This window comes from Pseudomonas sp. FJ2-5-13, from assembly GCF_029201605.1.
In the GTDB taxonomy this organism is placed as follows: domain Bacteria; phylum Pseudomonadota; class Gammaproteobacteria; order Pseudomonadales; family Pseudomonadaceae; genus Aquipseudomonas; species Aquipseudomonas lactis.
Genome location: NZ_CP104045.1, coordinates 3,085,329 through 3,109,323, shown reverse-complemented (window position 1 = coordinate 3,109,323; position 23,995 = coordinate 3,085,329). Strand labels below are relative to the sequence as shown.

The window sequence follows — 23,995 nt, the reverse complement described above, 5'->3', positions numbered from 1 at the left end:
GCCTGTGGTCATGGACTGCAAGCTGGACCGGATTTTCTACGGCAATTTCATGGCGGTGCGTGACAGCCATGTGCCGATCGAGAAAAACAAGATCACCGGTTTCATCGGCCCGTCCGGCTGCGGCAAAAGTACGGTACTGCGCAGCCTCAACCGCATGAACGACCTGGTGAAGGGCTTTCGCTTCGAGGGCCACGTGCACTTTCTGGGGCAGGACGTGTACGGCAAGGGCGTGGACCCGGTGGTGGTGCGCCGTTACATCGGCATGGTGTTCCAGCAGCCGAACCCGTTCTCCATGAGCATCTTCGACAACGTCGCCTTCGGCCTGCGCCTAAACCGCTACAAAGGCGACCTGGGCGACCGCGTCAAACACGCCCTGCAAGGCGCGGCGCTGTGGGACGAAGTCAAGGACAAGCTCAAGGTCAGCGGCCTGTCGCTCTCCGGTGGCCAGCAGCAACGGCTGTGTATTGCCCGCGCTATCGCCACTGAGCCAGAAGTGCTGTTGCTCGATGAGCCGTGCTCGGCACTCGACCCGATTGCGACTCGCCGGGTAGAGGAACTGATGGTGGAGCTGAAGAAGGATTACACCATCGCCCTGGTCACCCACAACATGCAGCAGGCCATCCGCGTAGCAGACACCACGGCGTTTTTCTCGGTGGATATTTCCCAGGGCACGCGCACCGGCTACCTGGTGGAAATGGGCCCGACCGCGCAGATTTTCGGCAGCCCACGTGAACAGATGACCGAGGATTACATCAGCGGCAAGTTCAGCTGAGTCCCCATGTTCGATAAAAACCGCACGTGCGCCACCGTCAGCCCAGGAATGCCAATGTCTGCAACGCATCGTCTTGATTTGTCAGCGATTGAACGCGCGCTCCGTAAAGTGCAGAGCCGCTTTGCCGAGCTCAGCACGCAATTTACCGAGCCGCGCGACCCCTTGACCGACGAAGTGCTGCTCAACGTGCTTGAAGGCTATGCGCTGGTTGACGACTATGTCGCACGAGGCGTTGACCTGTTTGACCTTCATCATCTGGACCTGATGCTGGAGATCAACGCCACCGTGCTCTGCGGTAGCGACCCGGCGCGCCGCGTGGAATACGCGCAGCACCTGGCCGCCACCGAGGAGCACTTCTTCAACAACGTTGAAGGCGGTATCAAGGACTTGTTCAACTGGTATTGCGCGTATCGCAGTGAATCGGTATGGAAGCGTGCGGCCGGCGTGTATGTGCGCATCCTCAGCAAGCCGCAGTTGTTCATCGAAGGTAACAACCGCAGTGGCTCGCTGATCGTCAGCTATCTGCTGATGCGTGCCGGGTTGCCACCGTTTGTGCTGACGTTGGAAAATGCCGAGGGTTACTTCAATCCTTCCTCGGTAATCCGCAACTCGGCCAAACATGGGGTCAAGGCGTTGTATGAATTGCCCAAGATCAAGAAAAAGTACGCCGCCTTCCTGGAGGAACAGGCCCCGGATCCCAAGGCGTTTTTCTTGAGCGATACACCACAGCCTATCTATCAGGGAGGCCATTAATGCGCTGGTATCCAACACTCGCCAGCCGAGCCGTGCAAGCCGTCCAGCAAGCGGTCCTCACGCGTGTCGCCAAGCGCCCGCGCGTACGCATCTCCTTTGATATTGACGACACGCTGGCTTGCCAACTTGACCACGCTGATGTCGAGAGCAGTTGGCTGCCGGCCTGCGTTCATCGTTGGTGGGGAGAACCGCTGCGTATCGGTACTCGTTCGTTGACGCGGGAGCTGCGGCGCCAGGGTTGCAGTATCTGGGTCTACACCTCATCTGGCAGGGCGCCTTCCTACATCAGGCGTTGGCTGATGCTGTACGGCATCCGTGTAGACGGCGTGGTCAATAGCGAGCGGCATAACCACGCCCTCACGGTGCATGGGCTGTCGAACACCCCCTCGAAATTTCCGCCGGCCTTCGATATTGATTTGCACGTGGACGATTCCGAGGGCGTGCGCCTTGAGGGCAACGACCACGGCTTTCGCGTGGTGGTGGTTGACCCGCAGGATGAGCATTGGGCGCAAAGAGTGCTTGAAGCGGTCGCGGGCGTGCAGGCACAACTGGCCCGTCAGCAATTGCCCAGGTTCAAGCAGCCTGTATGCCAACGTGCTGAGGTTTATTCTTCCTGAGTTCCAGAAAAACCTGAACTGCTTGAGCCCTTATTGCAGTTCACAACTTGCTATAAGGGCTTAATTGTCTTTGACTCATTAGTCACGAACAACACGAAACTTCACTTCTTGTTCGACAAACAGCGCTTATGGCGCTTTTGTCGTCTATATCCCTAAGTACATACCCTTACCATCCGATAGTCGGTCACTTTAAGGCGGCACTTCTAGGCTAGTGTTGACGAGCTTCCTTAATGGTCAACCTCGATATTAAGCAACGAAGCAGCCTGAACAGAATGCACAACAACAACTTCAATGCATATTGTTTAGCCCGACGCATCAGGTATTACCGTTGACTTTCGGTGTTGATCGCTGGGCTCAAGGAGTACTGACATGGCTATATTCGATTACAAGGGGCAAGACGCCCGGGTCCTGATTTCAGATGCCTGGACCCTCGCCACTTATACCAGCGGCGTTGCCACCGTAGGCGCGCTCTACAACATACCCGGGCTTGTGCTGGGCGAGGGCAACACCTTCGCATTGCCCAAGGGCTGGCGTGAGATCGGCGCGAGCGAACTGCAGGTTGATAGCAGTCACACCGATATCACTGGAAGTTTTACCGGCGACGGCGTGTTCGGTTCCCAGGCCAGAGTGTTTGGTCAATACGATGACAGCGGCCAATTAGTCAAAATGGGTTTTTCCATTGCCGGCACCAACTCGCCAATTGATCTGCTGGGTTGGCCGGCGATGATTGATAACTCTTATATCAACGGCTACGACTACCTGCTCAATTCAATCAAGGATTACGCCACCGACCACAACCTGAGCGGCAAAGATGTTCTGGTAACCGGCTACAGCCAGGGTGGCTCCGTCACCAACAGCATGTATATCGGCAAGGACACTTTGGCAGACGGCTTTTTCAAGGATTCGGACTACTTTGGCATGGAGTCGCCCAAGTCCAGCAACAGCGACGGAATCTTCAACTTCGGTTTTGAAAACGATGTGGTCCACCGCCTCACGGGCCAAGAGACCGACGTGGGCAGCGCCATCATCGACGCGCTTCACGGCAGTGACGCCAGCTACACCTCGACCACCGACAACATCGTGCTGTTCGACACGATCTACGCGCTGCCAACCTGGCCCAATGGTCCGTTCTCGATTGCCAACCTGTCAGGGTGGGCCGCGCACTTGGAAGGCATTTTCATCAACCCTATCCAGCGTATCGCCCAATCGACGTTCTACGATTACATCGAACGCGACAGCACCATCGTTATCAGCAACCTCGACGCCATCAGCCGCAGCTTTACCTGGGTCAGCGACAAACAGACCGCCACCTCCAACCACTACGGCACACCGGCTTTCCTGCTGGGCACCGACAGTGCGGACAAGCTGCAGGACGGGCGCAGCGATGACTTCCTCGACGGGTTCAAGGGCGACGACAGTTTCCGGGTGAGTACCGGTACCGATATCGTCGCCGGCGGTGAAGGCAATGACAAAGTCTTCCTCAAAGGCACCGTGTCTTCCTACGAAGCCGTGAAACTCAGCGATGGCACGTTGTTTCTCAACGACAGCAGCGGCCAATATGGTCTGAAGGAATTGCACGGCGTAGAGCATGTGGAGTTCGAAACCGGCCTGGCCAACAGCCTCGGCCATGTGCCCGTGCTCGGCGGGCTCTTCGGTGGAATCGGCGAGGTCCTCACGCCGGCCTATACGGTGACCAGTGGCAAACTCGACTTCGAAGGCCTGTTCGGCGCCGATAAGGCGTATGCCAAATCCATCGAAGGCAGCCAGTTGGCCGACACCCTCAAAGGCACCGCCGCCCGCGATCTGATATTCGGCCAGAACGGCAATGACCGGCTCGACGGTGGCGCCGGCAATGACCTGCTGCACGGCGGCGACGGCAACGACACGCTATTGGGTGGCAGCGGTAACGATTCGCTGTATGGCGCCAGCGGCAATGACGTCTTGATCGGCGGGCTGGGCAATGACCAACTCAGCGGTGGCGTGGGCAGCGACCTGTTTGTTTTCGATCAACGCGGGTTTGGCCACGACGTGATCAGCGACTTCAACATTCACCAGAACGGGCAAGACCTGCTGGTGTTCGCCAAGTCGCTGTTTGCCAGCGCCGATGCCGTGCTCGGGGCCACTACCCAGCATGGCAGTGACAGCGTGATTCTGGCGGGGGACAGCAGTGTCACCCTGGTGGGGTTCAATGCGGCGCAGTTGAGTGCAGAGATGATCAGCGTGGTTTGACGCGGCACCAGCGAAACGGAAGGTAAAAACCTCACAGGGTCTCTGATGCTGTGGGGTTTTTTATTGCTTGCGGATTAACGCAACGGCTCGATACCACACGCAGCGTCATTGTTTAGCGGTAGGGCTCACCCCCAAAAAATTCTACATTTCAAGCCCGCGCAGCTCTGCATGAAGGATTGAACAAATTTGCACGCTTAATTGACGCCATCAAAATGACATCTTATCATCGCCGCATTGGATGGCATAAAGCCATATAGAGGGATCTATACAGTGTGGCGTTTACCGCGTCGGACCAGGTTAAGCCTGCTGTCCGCTTTTTTTTGCCTGGTCACATCCGGATGGGCGCAAGCGGCCTCGCCGCAGAACGCCCCCGGCATCACCGACCTGATCCGTGACCGCCAAGACCGCCTGCTCGAAGAGCAGCAACGGCGCCTTGAAGAACTCAAAGACCTGCCCGGCAAAGCCGCCGCGCCAGCAACCCCGACAACCCCCGTCGATACGCGCTGCTTTGCGATCAAAACCATTGAGCTGGGCGGTGCGGATGCGCTGAGCGAAGGTGAACGCGATGATCTGATCAAGCCCTACGTCGGCCAATGTCTTGGTGTGCCGCAGCTCAACGCAGTACTCAAGGTGATCACCGACCGTTATCTGGCCAAAGGCCTGGTCACCAGTCGCGCCTACTTGCTGCAGCAGGACCTTTCCAGCGGCAATCTCAAGATTCAAGTGGTTGAAGGTAAGCTGGAGAGCCTGAAAGCTGCCGAAGGCAGCGGCATCACTGACCGCCAACTGACCATGAGTTTCCCCGGCAAGCGGGGCGAACTGCTCAACCTGCGCGAAATCGAGCAGATGGTCGATCAGTTGAATCGTTTGCCATCGAACCAGGCGCAGATGGAGCTCGCGCCGGGCAAGGCCGTGGGGGGCAGTGATGTACTGGTCAAAAACACCGCGCAAAAACCCTGGCGTGTCGGCCTGTCGCGGCATAACGGCGGCCAGCGCAGCACCGGTGAGCAGCAGTGGGGCGTCAGTCTGGACTGGGACAATCCGTTGGGCCTGGCCGACCAACTTTCGCTGCGTGGCGGCCACGATGCCGTCAGTGATCACCAGAAAACCTCGCGCAATTCGATGCTCAGTTATAGCCTGCCTTTCGGTTGGTGGAACCTCTCGTACAGCTATATCGACAGTGAATACCGCTCGCGAGCCGAGGCTAACAATTTCAAGTTCAAGCAGACCGGCGACAGCCAGACTCATCAGTTGCGCCTGGAGCGGGTTATCCATCGTGACGCTTTGAGCAAAACGTCCTTGAACACTGGCATCGCCTATCTTCGCACCAACAACTTTATCGAAGACAGCAAGCTTGCCTTGAGCAGCAACCGCCTCAGCGAAGCGCAAGTAGGTATCAACCATGGTCGGCGTATCGGCGGTTCGTTTCTCAACGTTGACCTCGGTATGCAAAACGGCATCGGCGCATTCGACGCCCAGGCCAATCACGATCCAAAGCCTGGGCAGCCGGATGCGCGCTATCGCAAGTACACCGCTACGGTGAGCTATTTGTATCCATTCAAACTGTGGGGTGAGTCCTTCAGCTTCAGCAGCTTGATGACCGGCCAGCACAGCGAAGACGTGTTGTTCAGCCCCCAGCGCATGAGCCTGGGTGGGCAGTCGTCGATTCGTGGCTACAAAGACCAAATGCTCGCCGGCGACAGCGGCGGCTATTGGCGCAACGACCTGCGCTGGAGCCGGCCAGTGACCTGGGCCTGGATGCAGCGGGTGTTCACTGAATACGGCAGCAGCCTGGGCTACGACCAGGGCGTGATCAGCCATGGTCGCTACAACGCCGAGCAGCATGGGCGCATGAGCAGCAACTCGGTGGAGTTGTTCGCGCGCGGCAAGAACGTCGCGGCCAGCGTGGCCTTTGCACACTCTTTGGAACGACCGGAAGCGATCACGGACCGTGAAGCGCCGATCTATTTCCGCTTGGACTTTTTCCTTTAAATTTTTGACCGCCTTCGGGCTTCGAGACATGACATGGACGTTCGCCAGTACGCATTCCTCGCGCGCCAGCCTTCTGCTGCCGTAAAAAGCTGCTCCCATTTCCTGGGGCTGCCTAAACGTGGGTTGGCGTTGATCCTGGCCAACGCGATGTTCTGGCACCCGTTGCTGGCCCAGGCAGACGGCATTGTGGTGAATGCCCCCGGTACGACGGTCGGGCAAGCGGGGAATGGCGTGCCCATCGTCAACATCGCCACGCCGAATGCCAACGGGCTCTCGCACAACCAATTTCATGATTACAACGTCGGCGCCAACGGGGTCATCCTCAACAACGCCACCGACCGTACCCAGTCCACACAACTGGGCGGCATCATTGTCGGCAACCCCAATCTCCATGGCACCGCGGCCAATATCATTCTCAACGAAGTCAACGGCGGCAGCCCCAGCCAACTGCGCGGCTACACCGAAGTGGCCGGGCAATCGGCCCATGTGATCGTTGCCAACCCCTATGGCATCAGCTGTAACGGTTGCGGTTTTATCAACACCCCGCAAGCGACGCTCACCACCGGTAAAGCCGTGATCGAAAACGGCCAGATCACTCGTTACCAGGTCGACCAGGGCAGTGTTGCCATCGAAGGCGCTGGCCTGAACGCCAGCAACGTCGATCAGTTCGAAATCATCACCCGCGCCACCACCCTCAACGCGCAGATCCAGGCGAAAAAACTCACGGTCGTCGCCGGTCGTAATGATGTGGACGCACGCACCTTGAATGCCACCGCGCGAGCCGCAGATGGCAGCCAGGCGCCGGATCTGGCGATTGACTCGTCGGCGCTGGGCGGCATGTATGTGGGCGCGGTCAAGCTGCTGGGGACTGAGGCGGGTGTCGGCGTGAAGTTGTCGGGGGACATGGTCGCTGGCGGTGATATTCAGATCGATGCCGGTGGTCACGTGGTCATGGGCCCGACAACAGCGGCTGGCGCCATTAACGTGAAGGCCCGCAGCGTGGAAGCCCAGGGCGTGGTCGCGGCGGGCAGTGTGCTTGAGATGAAGACGCAAGGCGACTTGCTCAATCAAAAAAGCCTGGCTGCGCGTGATCGCGTGGCGCTGCAAAGCGGTGGGGTGTTGACCAACAACGGCGTCATCGAAGCGGGTGTCAATGCTGACCAGACGCGCAATGCTCAGGGTGATATCCACGTCACTGCAGCCCAGTTGAATAACATCGGCAAGACCGTCATCGCCAGTCGTGACCTGACCGTGAATGTGGATAGCACTCTGGACAACCGCAGCGGCACCCTTAGCGCGCAAAACCAGCTCAAGGTGACCACCGAAAAACTGGATAACCAACAGCAAGGCCGCTTATTGAGCGACGCGCGCATTGAGTTGAATGCCGCACGGTTGCTCAATGCTGACGCAGGCCTGGTGGTGGGCGACCGAGGGCTCAGTGGCCGCATCGGGCAGTTGGTCAATCGCAAGGGGGAGCTCTCAAGCCTTGCTGAAGTCACTTTGCAGGTCGACAGCCTGGACAACGTCGCCGGCCTGATATCTGCGGGCCAAGCGTTGCGTTTGACTGCCAGCGCGGCGGTTAACAATCAAAGCGGTCGCCTGGTGGCCGGGCAGATGGCGCAGGTCAACGCCGGGCAACTGGACAATAGCCAGTCAGGCATCCTGACCAGCCAGGGCGACCTGGGGCTGAATATTGCCGGCACGTTGGATAATCAACAGCAGGGCCGCATCGAATCGGGTGCCGCTGCACAGGTCAACGCCGGCAACTTCAACAACCAGCAACATGGCGTGCTCTCCAGCGGTGGCACCCTCGCACTGACGGCCGGCCCGGTAATTAACAGCCAAGGTGGATCCATTTCTAGTGCCAAGGCTCTCACTGCCCGTGTCACCCGCCTCGACCAGCATGAACAGGGGCGCCTTTACAGCAATAGCGATGCAGTCCTGGACCTGGGCAACGGCCACCTCGACAACCGCGACGGGGGCTTGATCAACGCCGCTGGCCAACTGACCTTGAACAAGCTCAATAGCGTCGACAACCGCAGCGGCGAAATTTCCAGCGCTCACGGGTTCACGTTCACCGCCAACACCCTGGACAACCGCGCTGGCAAGCTGCTCAGCGACCAGGCCTTGGGCCTGAAAATCGTGCAGACGCTCAACAACGGTGCAGGGCTGATTACAGCCAGTGGCCTGGATATTGACGTTGCCAGTTTGCTCAACGACCAACGCGGTCGAGTTCACAGCCGTGATCGGCTTAACGCCCGGGTGGGCGGTTTGCTCGCCAATCAAAGCGGAAGTTTCAGTGCCGACGCAGGCGCACAGTTGACCGTGGGAGGCCTGGACAACAGCAATGGCGGCCAACTCTTCAGCCAAGGCGATTTGAGCCTGAACCTCAATCGGGGTCACCTTAACAACCAGGGTGGCTTGATCAACTCCCCAGGCCAGTTGTTGCTGACCCAACTTAACAGCGTCGATAACCATGGCGGCGAAATCTCCAGCGCCCAAGCCTTCGATCTGAATGCGGATCAACTCAATAACAGCGCCGGCAAGTTGCTCAGCGAGCAAGCCTTGAGTGTGCGCATTGCCCGCGCCCTGGACAACACCCAAGGTGCGTTGACCGCAAAGGCCTTGGATGTACGGGCTGGGACACTGATTAACCAGTCCGGTCGACTCGCTGCGGTGGATAGCGTCAACTTGCAAGTCGATGGCGAACTCGATAACCGCAGTGCAAAGGTTCTGGGCAAACGCCTTGTGCTTGGCGTTGGGACGCTCAATAACGACCAGGGCCTGGTGCAGGGTGATTCGACGTTGCTGCTCCAAGCGGGCGGCGCGGTCAGCAACCAGGCCGGCACGTTGGCCGCTGGGCACAGCGTGACGCTCAACAGCGCCAGTCTGGATAACCGCACAGGTAACTTGACCAGCGATGGTGCACTGACGGCAGGTATTGCGGGCAGCCTGCTCAACCAAGCGGGGCTTATGAGTGCCGGCACTGATATGCAGGTCAATGCCACCGACCTGAACAACTCGCTCAAGGGTCGCATTGCCGCTCAGCAGGTACTCCTCACGGGGCAAGGGTTGGATAACAGTGCAGGCGGTAGTTTGTATGCCAAAGGTCAATTGGGTGTGGCCCTCGGCGACCAGTTGAACAACGCCCAAGGCACACTGCGCAGCGATGATCGTTTGACCATCAATGCCTCCGGTTTAACCAATGATGACGCAACACTATCCAGTGCCAGCGACCTGAAGATCACGACCGGCAAGCTGAGCAACCAGGGCGGGCGCCTTAGCAGCGCGACCCGGTTGGGTATGACGGTTACCGCACTGGACAACAGCCGTAACGGGCATGTCGCAAGCCAAGCCGATGTAAGCCTGGATATGCAAGGTGGTCACCTCAACAATAACGGTGGTTTGATCAACGCGCCGGGGCAATTGCTGCTCAAGCAACTGGGCAGCGTTGATAACCAGGGCGGTGAAATTTCCAGCGCCCACGCCTTTGAGCTGGCGGCAACCGCCTTGAACACAGCGGACGGCAAGTTACTCAGCCAACAAGCCTTGACCCTGCGAATCGCCCAGGCACTGGATAACACCCGTGGCCTGATTTCCGCGGCAGCCTTGCAGGTCAGCAGCGCCAGCCTGGACAACCAGGGCGGCAAGTTGAGTGCCGTTTCCGACCTGAACCTCGGCGTAGACGGTGTGCTGGACAACCGCAACGGTGAATTGCTGGGTCAGCACTCGACAGTTGAAGTGGCTGCGCTGAACAACAGTCAGGGGCGCATCCAGGGCGATAACCGCTTGACCTTGACCAGCCACGGCGCGGTCAACAATGACAAAGGCACGCTAGCTGCCGGTCAGATGCTGATGGTCAATGCCGTCAGCCTGGACAACCGGTCCAAGGGCCGCCTGACCAGCAAGGGTGACACGCAGCTGGTGGTGGGGAGTGTGGATAACCGCGGTGGCAGCATCACCTCGGTCGGGCAGTTGCGGGTCAAGGGTGACGAGCTGGATAACCGTCAGGCCGGGCTGCTCAACTCGGGCCAGGCCATGAACCTGTCCATTGGCAAAGTGGACAACCGAGGGGGTGAAGTTTCCAGCGTTACCGAACTGACGATGACGGGCCGCGAGCTGGACAACAGCAATGCCGGTCGCGTACTGGCCAATAGCACGCTCCAGTTGACGCTCGACAGGCTGAACAACCAGCTCAAAGGCCTGATTTCTGCGCAACAGGACGTCAACCTCAAAGCGATCAGCCTGGACAACAGCGCCCAAGGCAGTCTCTACGCCAAACGCAACCTCGACATAACCCTCGCCGAACAGGCTGACAACAGCCAAGGCGTGATGCGCAGCGACGCCGTCTTGCAACTGCGCAGCGCCAGCCTGGGTAACAACGGCGGTCGTATCAGCAGCGGCGGGGCGTTACTGTTGAGCGCCGCCAATGCCCTTGCCAATCAGAACGGCGAGGTGCTCAGCGCTGATACGGCGACGTTGAAAGCTGGCAGTGTCGACAACAGCCAAGGGCGCATCGTTGCTGACGGTGCGCTGCAACTGACCACAGGCGTCTTGCTTAACCAGCATCAAGGCCGTGTCACCAGCGCTGATCGCCTCAACCTCACAGCCACTGACGTGGATAACCGTTTCGAAGGCCGCATCGCCAGTGGCCAAGCGCTCAACGCCAGCATCCATCGCCTTGACCAGCGCGGGTCTGGTGAGCTTTACAGCAACAGCGAACTGACCCTGGACATGAACCATGGGCACTTGAATAACGCCGATGGTTTTATCAATGCCCCAGGCCAGTTGTTGCTCAAAAACCTGAACAGCGTCGACAACCGTAACGGTGAAATCTCCAGTACCAAGGCGTTCGCCCTAAGTGCGGCCAGCCTGGATAACAGCGCGGGCAACTTGCTCAGCGACCAGAGTTTGACCCTCACAATCGAACAGGCCCTGCTCAACGTCAAAGGGCTGATTTCAGCCGCCGGTGTCGGGCTTGATGCTGCGCGACTGGACAACAGCGAAGGCAAGGTCAGCAGCTCCCGGGACGCACGACTGGCGATCCGAGAGGACCTACTCAACGACCAGGGCGAAATCGTCAGCACAGGCCAGACGCACTTGGATGCGGCCAATTTGACTAACACTGCAGGCCAAGTACTCGGTGATGTTCGCGTAGACGTCAAGGTCAAGGGCGCGCTGAATAATCAGGCGGGCACACTCGGCGCCGGCACGTCGCTGGACGTGCGTGCAGCCAGCCTGGATAACCGCCAGGGCGGCAAACTGGTCAGTGACGGCCAACTCACGGCCACTGTCGACGGGTTATTGGACAACCAGGCCAAAGGGCAGGTGCTGGCCAAGGGCGCGATGCAGTTGCACATCGGTGGCCTGGATAACCGCGGGGGGCAACTGACCGGCCAGGATCTGTTGACCTTGCACAGTGCCAACGTCGACAACCGCGGCGGCGTGATCCTTGCTCAGAAAGACCTACAGCTCAACGTGGGGCAGTTGGACAATCAGCAAGGCTCACTCGGCAGCAAGGCGGCCCTGGGCTTCGCCGGGCAACTGCTGCGCAACCAGAAGGGCCTGATCAGCGCCGTGGGCCCGCTGCGGCTGACTGCCGACACTGTACAAAACGCGGCTGGCCGCATCGCCAGCCAAAGCGATTTACAGGCAACCATCGGTGTACTGGCCCAGCAAGGCGGTGAACTGGTTGCCCAGCACGAGCTGAGCCTGAGCGGGACCTCCCTGGACAATCGCGACGGCGGTTTGGTAGGGGCCACAAAAGCGCTGAAACTGACGGTCGACGCCGTTGATAACCGTGCGGGCGAAATTTCCAGCCAGAGCAGTGTGGATTTCAAGGGGCAGCGCCTGGATAACAGCGCAGGGAAATTGCTGGCTGGTACCGCATTGCAATTGGCCGTGGCGCAGGTGATCAACCAGGCCCAAGGGCTGGTGTTTGCGCAAAACAACCGTTTTACCGGGGCGCGCCTGGACAACAGCCAAGGCAGGTTCGCGGGCCAGCAGTCGCTGAGCCTGCTGCTGACCGCCATTCCCGGCACAGAACTGGACGGGCGACTGGATAACCAGTTGGGTAAAATCAGCAGCGAAGGCACCCTGCAACTGACCAGCGCGATCCTCGACAACAGCGCGGGCGCGGTCTCTTCGGCGGGTGCGCTTACCCTTGCTGCCAGCGGTGGTATCACCAACCAGGGCGGCATCATGGAGACCGATGCCGCCCTGACGCTCACCAGCGCCAGCCTCAACAACGGCCTCAAAGGCCTGCTCAACAGCCGTGGTGCGCTGAGCCTGACCACCGGCGCGCTTAGCAACAATGGCCGTATCACCAGCGCCGATCGTCTGGACCTGGCAGCCACCCAGGTGGACAACAGCGGACGTATCGCCAGCAGCAAAAACCTTACCGCCACGATGACCGGCCTGGATCAACAGGGCGGTGAGCTGTTCAGTAATACTCAGCTCGAACTTGACCTGAACCACGGCCAACTGAGCAACGTCGGCGGCCTTATCAATAGCCCGCTGCTGATGCTCAAAAACCTGGCTGATGTGAACAACCAGCGTGGTGAGATTTCCAGCCAGCAAGCCTTCGCCCTGGCGGCGCGCAACCTGGATAACGGCGGCGGCAAGCTGATCAGTAACCAAGGCCTGACACTGCAGATTCAAGAAGCCTTGGGCAATGCCAAAGGTGCGATCAGCGCAGCCTCGCTCAACGCCAGCAGCGCCCGCCTGGACAACACTGACGGCCTGATCAACAGTCGTGGCGTGATGGACGTCTCTGCCACACAGGCACTTGATAACCAGCGCGGAACGCTGATTGCCGAGGGCGCCATGCGGCTGTCTTCCGCGCGACTCGACAACCGTGGCGGTGATGTATCGGGCAAGGCAGGGGTGAGCGCTGATATCGATCAGGTCGATAACCGCGGCGGTCAACTCATCAGCACTACAGCAGTGGATATACGCGCTGCGTCCCTGGACAACCGCAAAGGCCTGGTTGGCGCCGATAAAGCGCTGAAACTACGGGTCGATAGCATCGATAACCGTGGCGGCGAACTGTCGACTAACGCCGACCTGACCGTCACCGGGCAAACCCTGGATAACAGCGATGCCGGTCGTGTGCTGGCCGGACAATCGTTGAATCTCACACTTACCAAGCTGCTTAATCGCAACCAGGGACTACTAAATACTCAGCGCCTGATACTCAGTGCTCAGGACCTGGACAACAGCACCGGCAAACTGCTCGCTCAGCAGCTTCTGCAACTTGAGCTCCAAGGTGAGTTGAATAACAGCCAGGGCGTGCTCAACAGTGAGGGGCGCCTGAGCGTCGATGCGGTGAGCGTGCTCAACCGTCAGGGGCGGATGTCCAGCGCCGACGCGTTGGTGCTGAGTTCGCAGGGCGCCCTGGACAACGAGGGCGGTGAGCTTGTGACTGACAGCACCCTGCAACTGCGCAGCGCCAGCCTGGGGAACCAGAAGGGCGTGCTCAGCGGCAAAGAAGCGGTCAGCGTAAGCACTGGCGCGCTGGATAACACGGGGGGCCGTCTCACCAGTGGCGACACCCTGGAACTGAAGGCGGGGCTACTGAATAACAGCGCCGGCAGCATCGGCAGCGCCCAGGCCCTGACGGCCAGCGTCGACGGGCTTGATCAGCCAGGCGGCAAGCTGTTCAGCAACGCCGGGCTGACGCTGGACCTGAACAACGGCCAGCTTAACAACCAGCAAGGTCTGATCAACGCGAATGGGCCGCTGGTGCTCAACCACCTCAACGGCGTGAACAATCAGGCCGGTGAAATCTCCAGCGCTCAGGCGTTCAATATCGTTGCGCGCAACCTGGATAACAGCAATGGTCGCCTGCTCAGCAACCAGGGCCTGACCCTGCGAATCGACCAGGCGCTCGGCAACATCAAGGGTTTGGTCGCGGCGGCGAGCCTGAGTGCTCAGGCGGGTGTCGTCGATAACAGCGGCGGTACGCTGACCAGTCGCGGCGGGCTTGAATTGACCAGCACCGGGCTGCTGACTAACGGGCAACAAGGCTTGATCAATGCCGCTCAAGCACTGACAGTCAATGCGGGCAACCTCAATAACCAGGGCGGCAGCCTGCTTGGCACCAGCGCCCTGACGATCAATGCTTCGGCCTTGGATAACAGCGTCAAAGGCCTGATCAACAGCCAGGGCAGCCTGCAACTCAATGCCCAGGCGCTAGATGCCAGCGACGGCGGCGAGGTGTCGGCCAAGGGCGATATGGACCTTACGCTGACGTCCATGGCCCTGCGTGGCGGCAGGCTGATCGGCGAGCAGGACCTGAGCGTGGACCTGGCCAACGGGGATCTGGATAACCGTAAAGGTCTGATCTTCGCCAAAGGCCCGTTGACCCTCAAACATGTACGTGACTTGCAAAACCAGGGCGGCGAACTGTCCAGCCAAAATGCCCTGAACCTGACGCTGCGTAACCTGGACAACAGCGCCGGTACGCTTATCAGTCAGCAACTGCTGACGCTGAATGCAGGCGACATCGTCAATCGCGGCGGCTTGCTGTCGGGTTGGCAAGGGCTCAACCTGATCGGCACCCAGTTGGACAACCGTGACAAAGGTACGCTGTCCAGTCGCAACGGCGCTCTGGATGTACGCCTTGGTGGTCACTTGCTCAACAGTGGTGAAGGCGCGCTGGCCAGCCAGGGGCGGTTGAATGTCAGCGCCGCCAGCCTGGATAACAGCAACAAAGGTGTTATCTCCAGCGGCGCGCAGCAGACCTTGAGCGTGATTGGCGCATTGAACAACACCCAAGGTGGGTTGATCGACAGCGGCTCGACGCTGGATCTGAGCGCGGCCAACCTCGACAACAGTGCCGGCACTATCACGGCCCTGCGCAACCTGAACTTCCTGGGTGGCAACGTGCTCAACACCGGTGGCTCGCTGATGGGTAACGACCATCTGGTGCTGAACCTGCAAGGTCACCTTGGCAACGTCAACGGCAAGATCGCGGGTACCAGTTCGCTGGTGCTCAAGCAAGCTATTGAAGTGGATAACCGTAGTGGGCAACTCGCTAGCCAGGGCGCTCTGTCATTGGTCATGGGTGGTCTGAACAACAGCGAAGGCGGCACCGTTGCGTCCAAAGGTCGGCTAGCCATTGATGCCAGCGCTATCGTTCAAAACAACGCCGACGGCCTGATTTACAGTCAAGACGGCGACCTGCAAATCAACGCCTTTGGCCTGACCAACGCGCAGGGCAAGATACAGGGGCAGAACGGCCTGCGGGTCGAGGTCAATGGCGATCTCGACAACCAACGCGGCAATATCATCAGCCAGACCGGTGACGTGCACCTCAAGGCCGGCAACCTCGACAACCGCAGCGGCGTGCTCGCCAGTCTCAAGGGTGCCATCGAGGCCGGTGTGGTGGGTGTGCTGCGCAACGGCCATGACCTGAGCGCCAGCCCCAAGGGCGGCTTGATTCAGGGCCAGCGCCTGTTACTCAGTGCCGGTCAGCTCGATAACCAGGGCGGCTATCTTGGCGCGCAAACCAGCGATGCATTGCTCACGGTTGCAACCCTCAATAACCAGCAGGGTGCTTTGTATGCCAAAGGCCTGATGCGCATCAATGGCAGCGCTCTGGATAACAGCGCCGGCCAGATTGCCGGTGACCAGATCGCGCTCGGCCTCAACGGCCAACTGACCAACCACAACGGCCTGATCGAAAGCACCAACAACCTGACTGTGGCCGCCAGCGCCATCGATAACCAGGGCGGCAAATTGCGCGCCCTGGGACGCTCGGGCAAGACAGAGTTCCAGATCGGCGGCGTGTTCGACAACCGTAACGGCGCCATGGAAAGCGCCAACCAGGACCTGACCCTCGCGGCTGCCAGCTTCCAGAACAACGGCGGCCAGTTGCTGCATATGGGAGAAGGCACGTTCGACATCTCGTTGCCCAACGTTACCGGCGCGGGCGGCACTGTTGTCACTCGCGGTGGCCTGACCCTGAACGCGGATACCTGGACCAATACCAGCGTCATTCAGGCGGGGCGTTTGAACGTCAACGTCAATCACTTCACCCAGACGGAAACCGGGCAACTGCTGGCTTCGACGCACCTGGAAGGCAGGGGTGGCAGTTGGGTCAATAATGGGTTGATTGCCAGTGATGGGAGTTTAAATATCGACCTCGCGGGCGCCTATAGCGGTAATGGGCGAATCACCAGTCAGAGTAGTCTCAACCTGCACGCGAGTCGGTTGGATCTGAGCACTAGCGCCAAAATTACTGGCGGTGGCGATACCCAGGTCAACATTGATGGGCAATTGAACAACTATGGACGCTTGACCTCTGCGACCAACCTCGCACTCTCGGCAGGTACGCTGAACAACTACGGAACATTGGGTGGCGCACAGAATGTAACCGTAACCAGTGCAGCCTTGTTGAACGATCATGGTTTGTTGTTCAGCGGCAACGACATGACCTTGCGTAGCGACACAATCATCAACCAGTTCGGCGACATCTATAGCCTGGGCCGACTGGATGTAACCGGTCGAGATGGTGTGAGCAAGGCAGCCAGTCTCGAAAACGTATCCGGCAGCATCGAATCCATTCGCGACATGTCCCTTAAGATTTCCAGCCTGACTAACCGCCGGGACGAGCTCACCACCAAAGACACCGCCGGTAGCGGCGGGTCACTCACCAATATTTGTTGGGACTGCCGAGGCGATCACTTTGTTGTCGACTTTGTCGGCACGGAAAACTATCAAACTGAGTTACTAAAGGCTTCGGCTACTTCGACTATCCAGTCGGGCGGGCGCATGGATATCGCCGCTAATTCGCTGCTCAATGAATATAGTGTTATCGCTTCTGGCGCTGACATGAACATTACTGCGGATACGCTGACCAACAAAGGCGCTGCATCTGGCTCCGGAACGCGTACCCGTACCTGGCGGCTGGAAGCGACTAACGGTACTTACTGGCGCTTCAAACGGGGTGTGATGGACCCCTATAACGCTCAGTCAGGACCCAAAAGTTTGCCGGTCGGTGCGTTGTCAGCGTTCAGGCTGATTGGCGATACCCTGGTATCGACCGCTGGCGCTTCATTGGCTCCAGCGATCATTCAGGCTGCTGGTACCGTGAACATCACCGCCAGCAAGACCTTGATCAACAGCATTGAGACGTCCAACACAGCCTTGGCCGGGCACGCGCCGCGCAATGAGGACACGGGGGTCGCCAGCGGTCCAACAACGGTGGTGGTGCAGCTCGCTCCGCAATTGCCACCGGACCTGGCCCAGCAACAAGTCAACCCGCTGACATTACGCGGCTTCACCTTGCCCTCCGGCACCCACGGTCTGTTCCGCCTCAGTAGCCAAGCGGTTGATGACACTCAAGCCACCCAAGCCTCCAGCGGCCCGCAGAGTTGGACCATGGGCGGTGCGACCCTGGGCCTCGCTCAACGCCAGGACGCACAGCCAGCGGTTGAAACACGCACCTTCGACTTCAAGGGCGTCGCTCAACAGGAGGCGTCTACTCAGCAGCTGGATCCGACCGCACGTCAGGTCAGTGGCATCACCGCCACCAGCAGAACGCTTAACGTTGCAGGTGCCAACGATACGGCCAACGGTAGTGGCTGGACGCCCAGCCAGATCACTACAGGTGAAATCGCGCGGGGCGATGGCATCAACGCCCAAAATCCGTCTACCGGCTCAACTGCACCAGTGCCGATGGTCACCGGGCAGGGCGATCAGCCTGAGCTGGCGCTGATCGAGCGGGATACAAGCATTGAGGTTATTACGCCGAACGAGCCTGCTCGACCGACGGTGAACATTCCTGGCGTGACGCCGATAATGCCAGGTGTGCAGCCAGTTGTGAGCACACCGGCTGCACAAGCTCCGAGCAGCAGCCCCACCCAGATCGCTGCGGTAATTGCCCAGCCGCTGAATGCCGCGGCGCAAACCACGACAGTCGCCAGCCAGACCATCAACCGTGTACAGGGCTTTACGCCCACCACGCCCAAGTCCCAGCCGCATAAATACCTGATCGAAACCAACCCGGTGCTCACCGACCTCAAGCAGTTCATGAGCTCCGACTATTTGCTCGCGGGCCTGGGTTACAACCCGGACGAAAGTGCCAAGCGCCTGGGTGACGGGTTGTATGAACAACGGTTGATCCAGCAGGCTGTGCAGGCACGCACAGGGCAGCGGTTTATCGACGGTCAGAACACCGACGAAAAGCTGTTCAAGTACCTGATGGACAATGCGATCCAGAGCAAGCAGCAACTGAACCTGGCAGTGGGTGTGACCCTGACCTCTCAACAGGTCGCGGCGCTGACCCACGACATCGTCTGGCTCGAACAGCACGAAGTGAACGGTGAGAAAGTGCTGGTGCCCGTGCTTTACATGGCCCAGGCCGACAATCGTCTCGCGCCCAACGGTGCCTTGATCGCCGGTAACGACCTGAACCTGATTGCCGGTGAAAACCTGGAGAACGCCGGGACCCTGCGCGCCACCAACAATCTGTCGGCCAAAGCGGGCAACGACCTGATCAACAGCGGCTTGATCGAAGCCGGCAACCGCCTGGGCCTGCTGGCGGGTAACAACATCGTCAACAAGTCCGGTGGCATCATCGCTGGACGCGACGTGACGCTCACCGCGATCAAGGGTGATGTGATCAACGACCGCGCAGTAACCCGTACCGGCAACGGCACTGCTGAACGCCGCGATTATCTGGACAGTGCGTCCCGCATCGAGGCGGCCAATGACCTGACGATGAATGCAGGTCGGGACATTGCCAATACCGGTGGCGTGCTGAAAAGCGGACGTGACACCACACTGGTCGCTGGCCGCGATGTGCGCATCGAAGCCGTTGAGCAACGCAATGGCTTGGATCTGGGCAACCGTCTGCGCACCGAAACCGTGACGCAAAACGGCGCCAGTGTGGAGACCGGTCGTGACCTCAAGGTCTCGGCAGGGCGTGACTTCACCGCCATTGCCAGCCGCATCGACGCCAAGCGTGACTTGAGCATCACGACGACTGAGAACCTGAGTATTTCTTCGGCCGCCGACGAGCAACATTCATCGAGCAAGTCCAAGAAAGTCACCCAGTCCAAGGACCACATCAGCCAGGTTTCCAGCGTACTGACGGCCGGCGGCGACGTGTCGCTCAATGCCGGTAAAGACCTGGAACTCACCGCCAGCCGAATCGCCGGCGGCGGCAACGTGGCCCTCGATGCACAGCACGATGTGAGCATCCTCTCGGCCCTGGACGAAGACGCTTCGTTCTACTCGAAAAAGAGCAAGGGCTCGTTCGGACGCAGCAAAAGCCAGCAGCGGGAAAGTTACGACAGCACCAACGTGGCCTCTGTCGTCGAAGCCGGTAAAGACCTGACGGTTAACGCCAGCAAGAACGCCGATGGCGGCATGAGCATCGACGGCGGGCGTGACGTCACCGTGATCGGCAGCCAGTTGAAGGCGGGTGGCGACATGTTGCTGGGTGCCACCGGTGACATCGCGGTGCTGTCGGGTGTCGAGGAGCATGGCTCTTACAGCAAGAAGACCAAGTCCGGGTTCCTGGGGCTGTCCAAAAGCGGCAAGAGCCAGTTGAAGACCACTGCCAGCCAAGTGGGCAGTGAGTTGGAGGCGGGCAATGATGTTGTGGTGGCGGCGGGTAATGATGTACGGGTGCGGGCCAGTGAGATCAGTGCCGATAACGACACTGAACTGCGTTCCGGGCTGGTCAATAGCACGGGTGACATCAACCTGATTTCTGCGAATGACACGGCTTATAGTCGCAGTGAAGAACACAAGAAGAAGTTTGGTTATACGGAAAGGCCGACATCAGTCGCCATTTCGTCTGCGAAGAAGGCCGGTCGTGAAGCCCAGAGCAGCACCAGCGTGGGCAGCCATGTTAGCGCCGAGCGCGATGCAACTTTGCAGGCTGAACGCGACATCAACCTGGTTGGCAGCGGCATCACCGCAGGGCGCAATGTCAATCTGGATGCAGGGCGCGACGTCAATGTGGTCGCCGCACAAGACACCAGCAGCGAACGTAGCTGGGAGAAGAAAAAGCAGACGGGTTCAAGCATCTCCAGTAACGGTAATGGCATCAGCATCTTCGCCGGGACCGAGGGCAGTGGGGAGAAGAATCGTGTCGAACACGAGACCGCTTCCAGCAGCCAGATCAGCGCCGGGCAAGATGTGGCGATCAACGCCAAGCGTGATATCAACCAGCGCGGCTCTGATGTGGGCGCTGCCAATGATATCGAGCTGACGGCGGGCAGAAATATCAATATCGATGCTGCGCGTGAAAGCGTGCTCACCGAGCAGATACGCGAGAAAGAGAGCAACGGCCTGGGTGTTTCGATCAACCATAACTATGCCAATACCAAGGATGCCGTCAGCGGAGCAGGAAAAGGCGAGGACAATGTCAGCAAGGGCTCCAGCACACTCAAAGCCGTTGATTCGGTCAGTCAGTTTGTCAGCGGGCCAACGCTGGACGGAAAGTTTGGCAACAGTAAACAAACCAACAGCCAGCAGGTTATCGAGCAAACCAATCGCTCTTCGACGCTGAGCGCCGGTAACGATTTGCACCTCAACGCTGGTAACGATGTGCTGGTGAAGGGAAGCCACCTGGACGCTGGGCGTGACATCAATATCAAAGGACGTGACGTCACGCTGGACGTGGCCAAGGGCGGGATTAGTGAAGAAACCACCCACACCCAAAGTTGGGGCGGCATTCATGGCGGCACCAGCGGCGGGATCAAGTTGGGCGCCGGCGGCAGCTTCGGCACGGCTACGGGCGAGAGCTCTCAAGGCTCGTCTACGGCTTCACAGCTGGAAGCCGGTCGCGATATCAACCTCAAGGCCAGCAATGACCTGAACTTGATTGGAACGCAGGCCAAAGCCCAACGGGATATCGAGCTGAATGCCGGCAACGATTTGAACATTCGTTCGGCGCATAACGACAGCAACAGCGAAAACAACCGCCACAGTGGCGGCGGGGAAGCAGGCCTGACGTTTGGCTCCGAAGGTATTGGCGTCTACGTCAGTGTCAGCATGGGCAAGGGCAACCTGGAGCGAGAAGGCCAACGCCAACAAGAGGCTTACCTCTATGCCGGCGACCGTCTGGGGTTCGCCAGCGGCAAAGACACCATCATCGGCGGAGCGAACCTCAGAGGCGACGAAGTGGTGGGGCGCGTGGGCGGCGACCTCAAGGTCTCGTCGATAGCCGATACGGGCAAGGTCAAGGGCAAAGAGTTCGACATCAGCGTTACGGCCACCATCGGCCCGGGCGCCGGTGTCAGCGGTTCGGTCGGCTTTGGCAAGACCACAGGCAAAACCGACTGGGTCGAAGAGCAAACCCGAATCACCGGCAAAAATGCAGTCGATATCAGAACAGAGAACCATACCCAGATCGACGGAGCCGTCATCGCCGCTGACAACGGCAACCTGAAACTGGACACCGGCACCCTCGGCTTCAGCGATATCGCCGGGCAAGACAAAGAGCATGGGTACTACCTGAACGTAGGTGGCACCTATAAAGCCGGGAGCAGTGAAAGCAAAGGCAACACCGTACAAGACAACAGCCAGGCGGGCAAAGGCAAGGAAGGCCAGACCGGCTGGAGCGTTGAGGGTTGGAACTACGAGAAAGAACGTGAACAGATTGTCCGCGCCACGGTGGGGGCAGGTGAAATCGTTGTACGCAAGGATGCTGAGACGGGCGCTGACTCTACGGCCGGGTTGAACCGGGATGTGGGTAAGGCCTATGAGATCACCAAGGATGATGAAAAACGAACGGATTTGTATGCGAGTAGTTCGTCCATTGATGCTGTGATGGATCCTGAGAAAGCCGCCAAAGATCTGGTTGCAGACGTTGTCAATTTCAAAGACAACCAAAAGAAAAAGATCGAAGCAGTTGCCGGCGCGCTCGAACAGATCAAGGGCGAAATTCAGGCAATTCAGGCTCAGCGCGTCAGCATTGATGATGTTTCAGCGAATATTCGTAAAAAATTCGGCGATGAGCAGGCGCTGACAATTTCGAAGAATCTGGTGCGAAAGGGCATCGCCCCTGAGACTCTGGATGCGCTCCCGGCGGATGTTATAAGCGCATTGAATGATTTTTCGGAAAAGGCAGCAATTTACGATAAGAAAATCAAGGGCTGCATGGATGATGGCAGTTGCCGTGCCACACCTTCCACCCAGCCGAAGACTGGCTCAGCGTACGAGCTACCGGCCGTGCTCATTGATGACTTACCGCGTAACGGGGGTGAAGCAGCGCTCGATGGCATCGTTGATATAGTCAAGCTTTCCCAGAAGCTGCCCGCGGAGCAGTTTCAGGCTGCGATGCTTAGCGTGCAGGCCATGATGGGGCCTATGAAGCTGGTAGTGAGTGTTGTCGCACATGCAGCAGCTGAAGCGGTAGCGGGGGATCAGTACAGAGAGTTCAAAGAATCTAAAGCTATCGAGCTCGCTGCAAAGCTGACAGACCGTACTGTTGAAACTATGAAGGGGTTTCATGCGGAGGCTAAAGCCGACCCTGATAACCTTTTGCATGGAAATGAGTATGTTGTAGCGACTGAGTTTTTGATGGATGCTGTGCTTGGGGAGGTTAAATCCTTAAGCGTAAAAGCTGGAAGTAAAGTTTTTGCCAACGGTCCAAAAGAGATAGCAGGTACTGCTAAGACGGGAGGGCCGGACCTCGTTGAAAAGAAAGGAACTTTTCCAGATGAAGTGTTTACAGGGAAAAAACCGCATCAGACCACGCCTGGAACAGAGACTACAGCACAAGAAAGGTATAACCCTGCGACCGGGAAGCTGGAAAAATCTGTGATCGAGTACGACCAATATGGGCGGCAGGTTAAAAGAACGGATTACACGAATCACGGGTATGGGGACAAAGGAAAGCCTGCGGAATATCATTCCGACCCGCACACGCATACCTACGAATATGGTCCTGGCTATGGTCCCAAGGGCAAGGAAACGAGGGTGAACAATGATTAATGTTCCAGAATTGAATGAGCTGCTTGTTGCTAATAATTGTTTGTATGCAATTAGCATTCAATTGAATATGGATGAGATGACTTATGATTTATTTTTATCAGTTTCGACATCTGAAAAGATTGGGGCTGAGATCGTGCGCATCAGATTCATTGATATCAGTGAGTTTGCGTCCCGTGATTTTGGCGGGGGGCTTACTCAGCTGATGCATATGAGCGTGAATAAGCTGGATTTTGGTTTTGACAGAATGCGCTATGAGTTTAGCGAGCTTGAGGATAAAAAATTGTCATTTTATTTCGCATCGTTTTCGGTTGATTAAATGGAGTGTCCCGTCCTGAATAGGGTTTACACCTTCTGATCTGTTTTTCATGAGGATGTAATGGAGTCAGGAAAAAGGCGTAGCTAGGCGAGACTAAAAAAAGGGGACAGATTTATTTATAGGCTTGACGAGTCATTTTAGATATGACGAATGAGTCTCTGGAAAATAAATCTGTCCCCCTTTTTTGAATACGCTTGGAAAAAGCACGGTGGCGCTTGGGGTGAGAATAAATCTGCGTTCACGATTTCAAAGGACGAATTGAAGATTCGTTCTGCAAACGCCCCAGGTCGTCAAGACACCTGCGTACCAATCACCGACGTCTGGTAATTTTATTCGAACGGTTGATATGGGAAGACACTA

Annotated in this window: 7 protein-coding genes; all 7 read left to right on the top strand. The window is 58.3% G+C overall.

From position 1 onward, the window contains the following. The first annotated feature begins 10 nt into the window (after positions 1–10). The 7 genes from pstB to N2A98_RS13470 all read left to right on the top strand — a co-directional run bounded on the left by pstB (position 11) and on the right by N2A98_RS13470 (position 23,635). Positions 11–772, top strand: coding sequence for a phosphate ABC transporter ATP-binding protein PstB (gene pstB / locus N2A98_RS13500; RefSeq protein ID WP_019817112.1), 762 nt, complete (start codon positions 11–13; stop codon positions 770–772). A gap of 54 nt (positions 773–826) precedes the next feature. After that, positions 827–1,525 carry a hypothetical protein gene (locus N2A98_RS13495; RefSeq protein WP_032897161.1) on the top strand — a complete coding sequence of 233 codons (699 nt, stop codon included), beginning with the start codon at positions 827–829 and terminating at the stop codon, positions 1,523–1,525. After that, the gene (locus N2A98_RS13490; RefSeq protein WP_069557752.1) at positions 1,525–2,142 is read left to right on the top strand and encodes a hypothetical protein; all 618 of its coding nucleotides are present in this window, start codon (positions 1,525–1,527) and stop codon (positions 2,140–2,142) included. The genes N2A98_RS13495 and N2A98_RS13490 overlap by 1 nt, the downstream gene beginning before the upstream one ends. A 369-nt stretch (positions 2,143–2,511) precedes the next feature. Beyond that, a complete protein-coding gene (locus tag N2A98_RS13485; RefSeq protein ID WP_044274062.1) occupies positions 2,512–4,371 on the top strand; it encodes a calcium-binding protein in 1,860 nt (619 codons plus the stop codon). Positions 4,372–4,695: 324 nt separating this feature from the next. Then, entirely contained in the window at positions 4,696–6,363 is a 1,668-nt protein-coding gene (locus tag N2A98_RS13480; RefSeq protein WP_275623610.1) for a ShlB/FhaC/HecB family hemolysin secretion/activation protein, read from the top strand. Between the two features lie 33 nt (positions 6,364–6,396). Next, complete coding sequence (locus N2A98_RS13475; protein ID WP_275622107.1) at positions 6,397–23,319, top strand: hemagglutinin repeat-containing protein; 16,923 nt, start codon at positions 6,397–6,399, stop codon at positions 23,317–23,319. Then, the gene (locus N2A98_RS13470; protein WP_275622106.1) at positions 23,312–23,635 is read left to right on the top strand and encodes a hypothetical protein; all 324 of its coding nucleotides are present in this window, start codon (positions 23,312–23,314) and stop codon (positions 23,633–23,635) included. The genes N2A98_RS13475 and N2A98_RS13470 overlap by 8 nt, the downstream gene beginning before the upstream one ends. Positions 23,636–23,995: the final 360 nt, after the last annotated feature.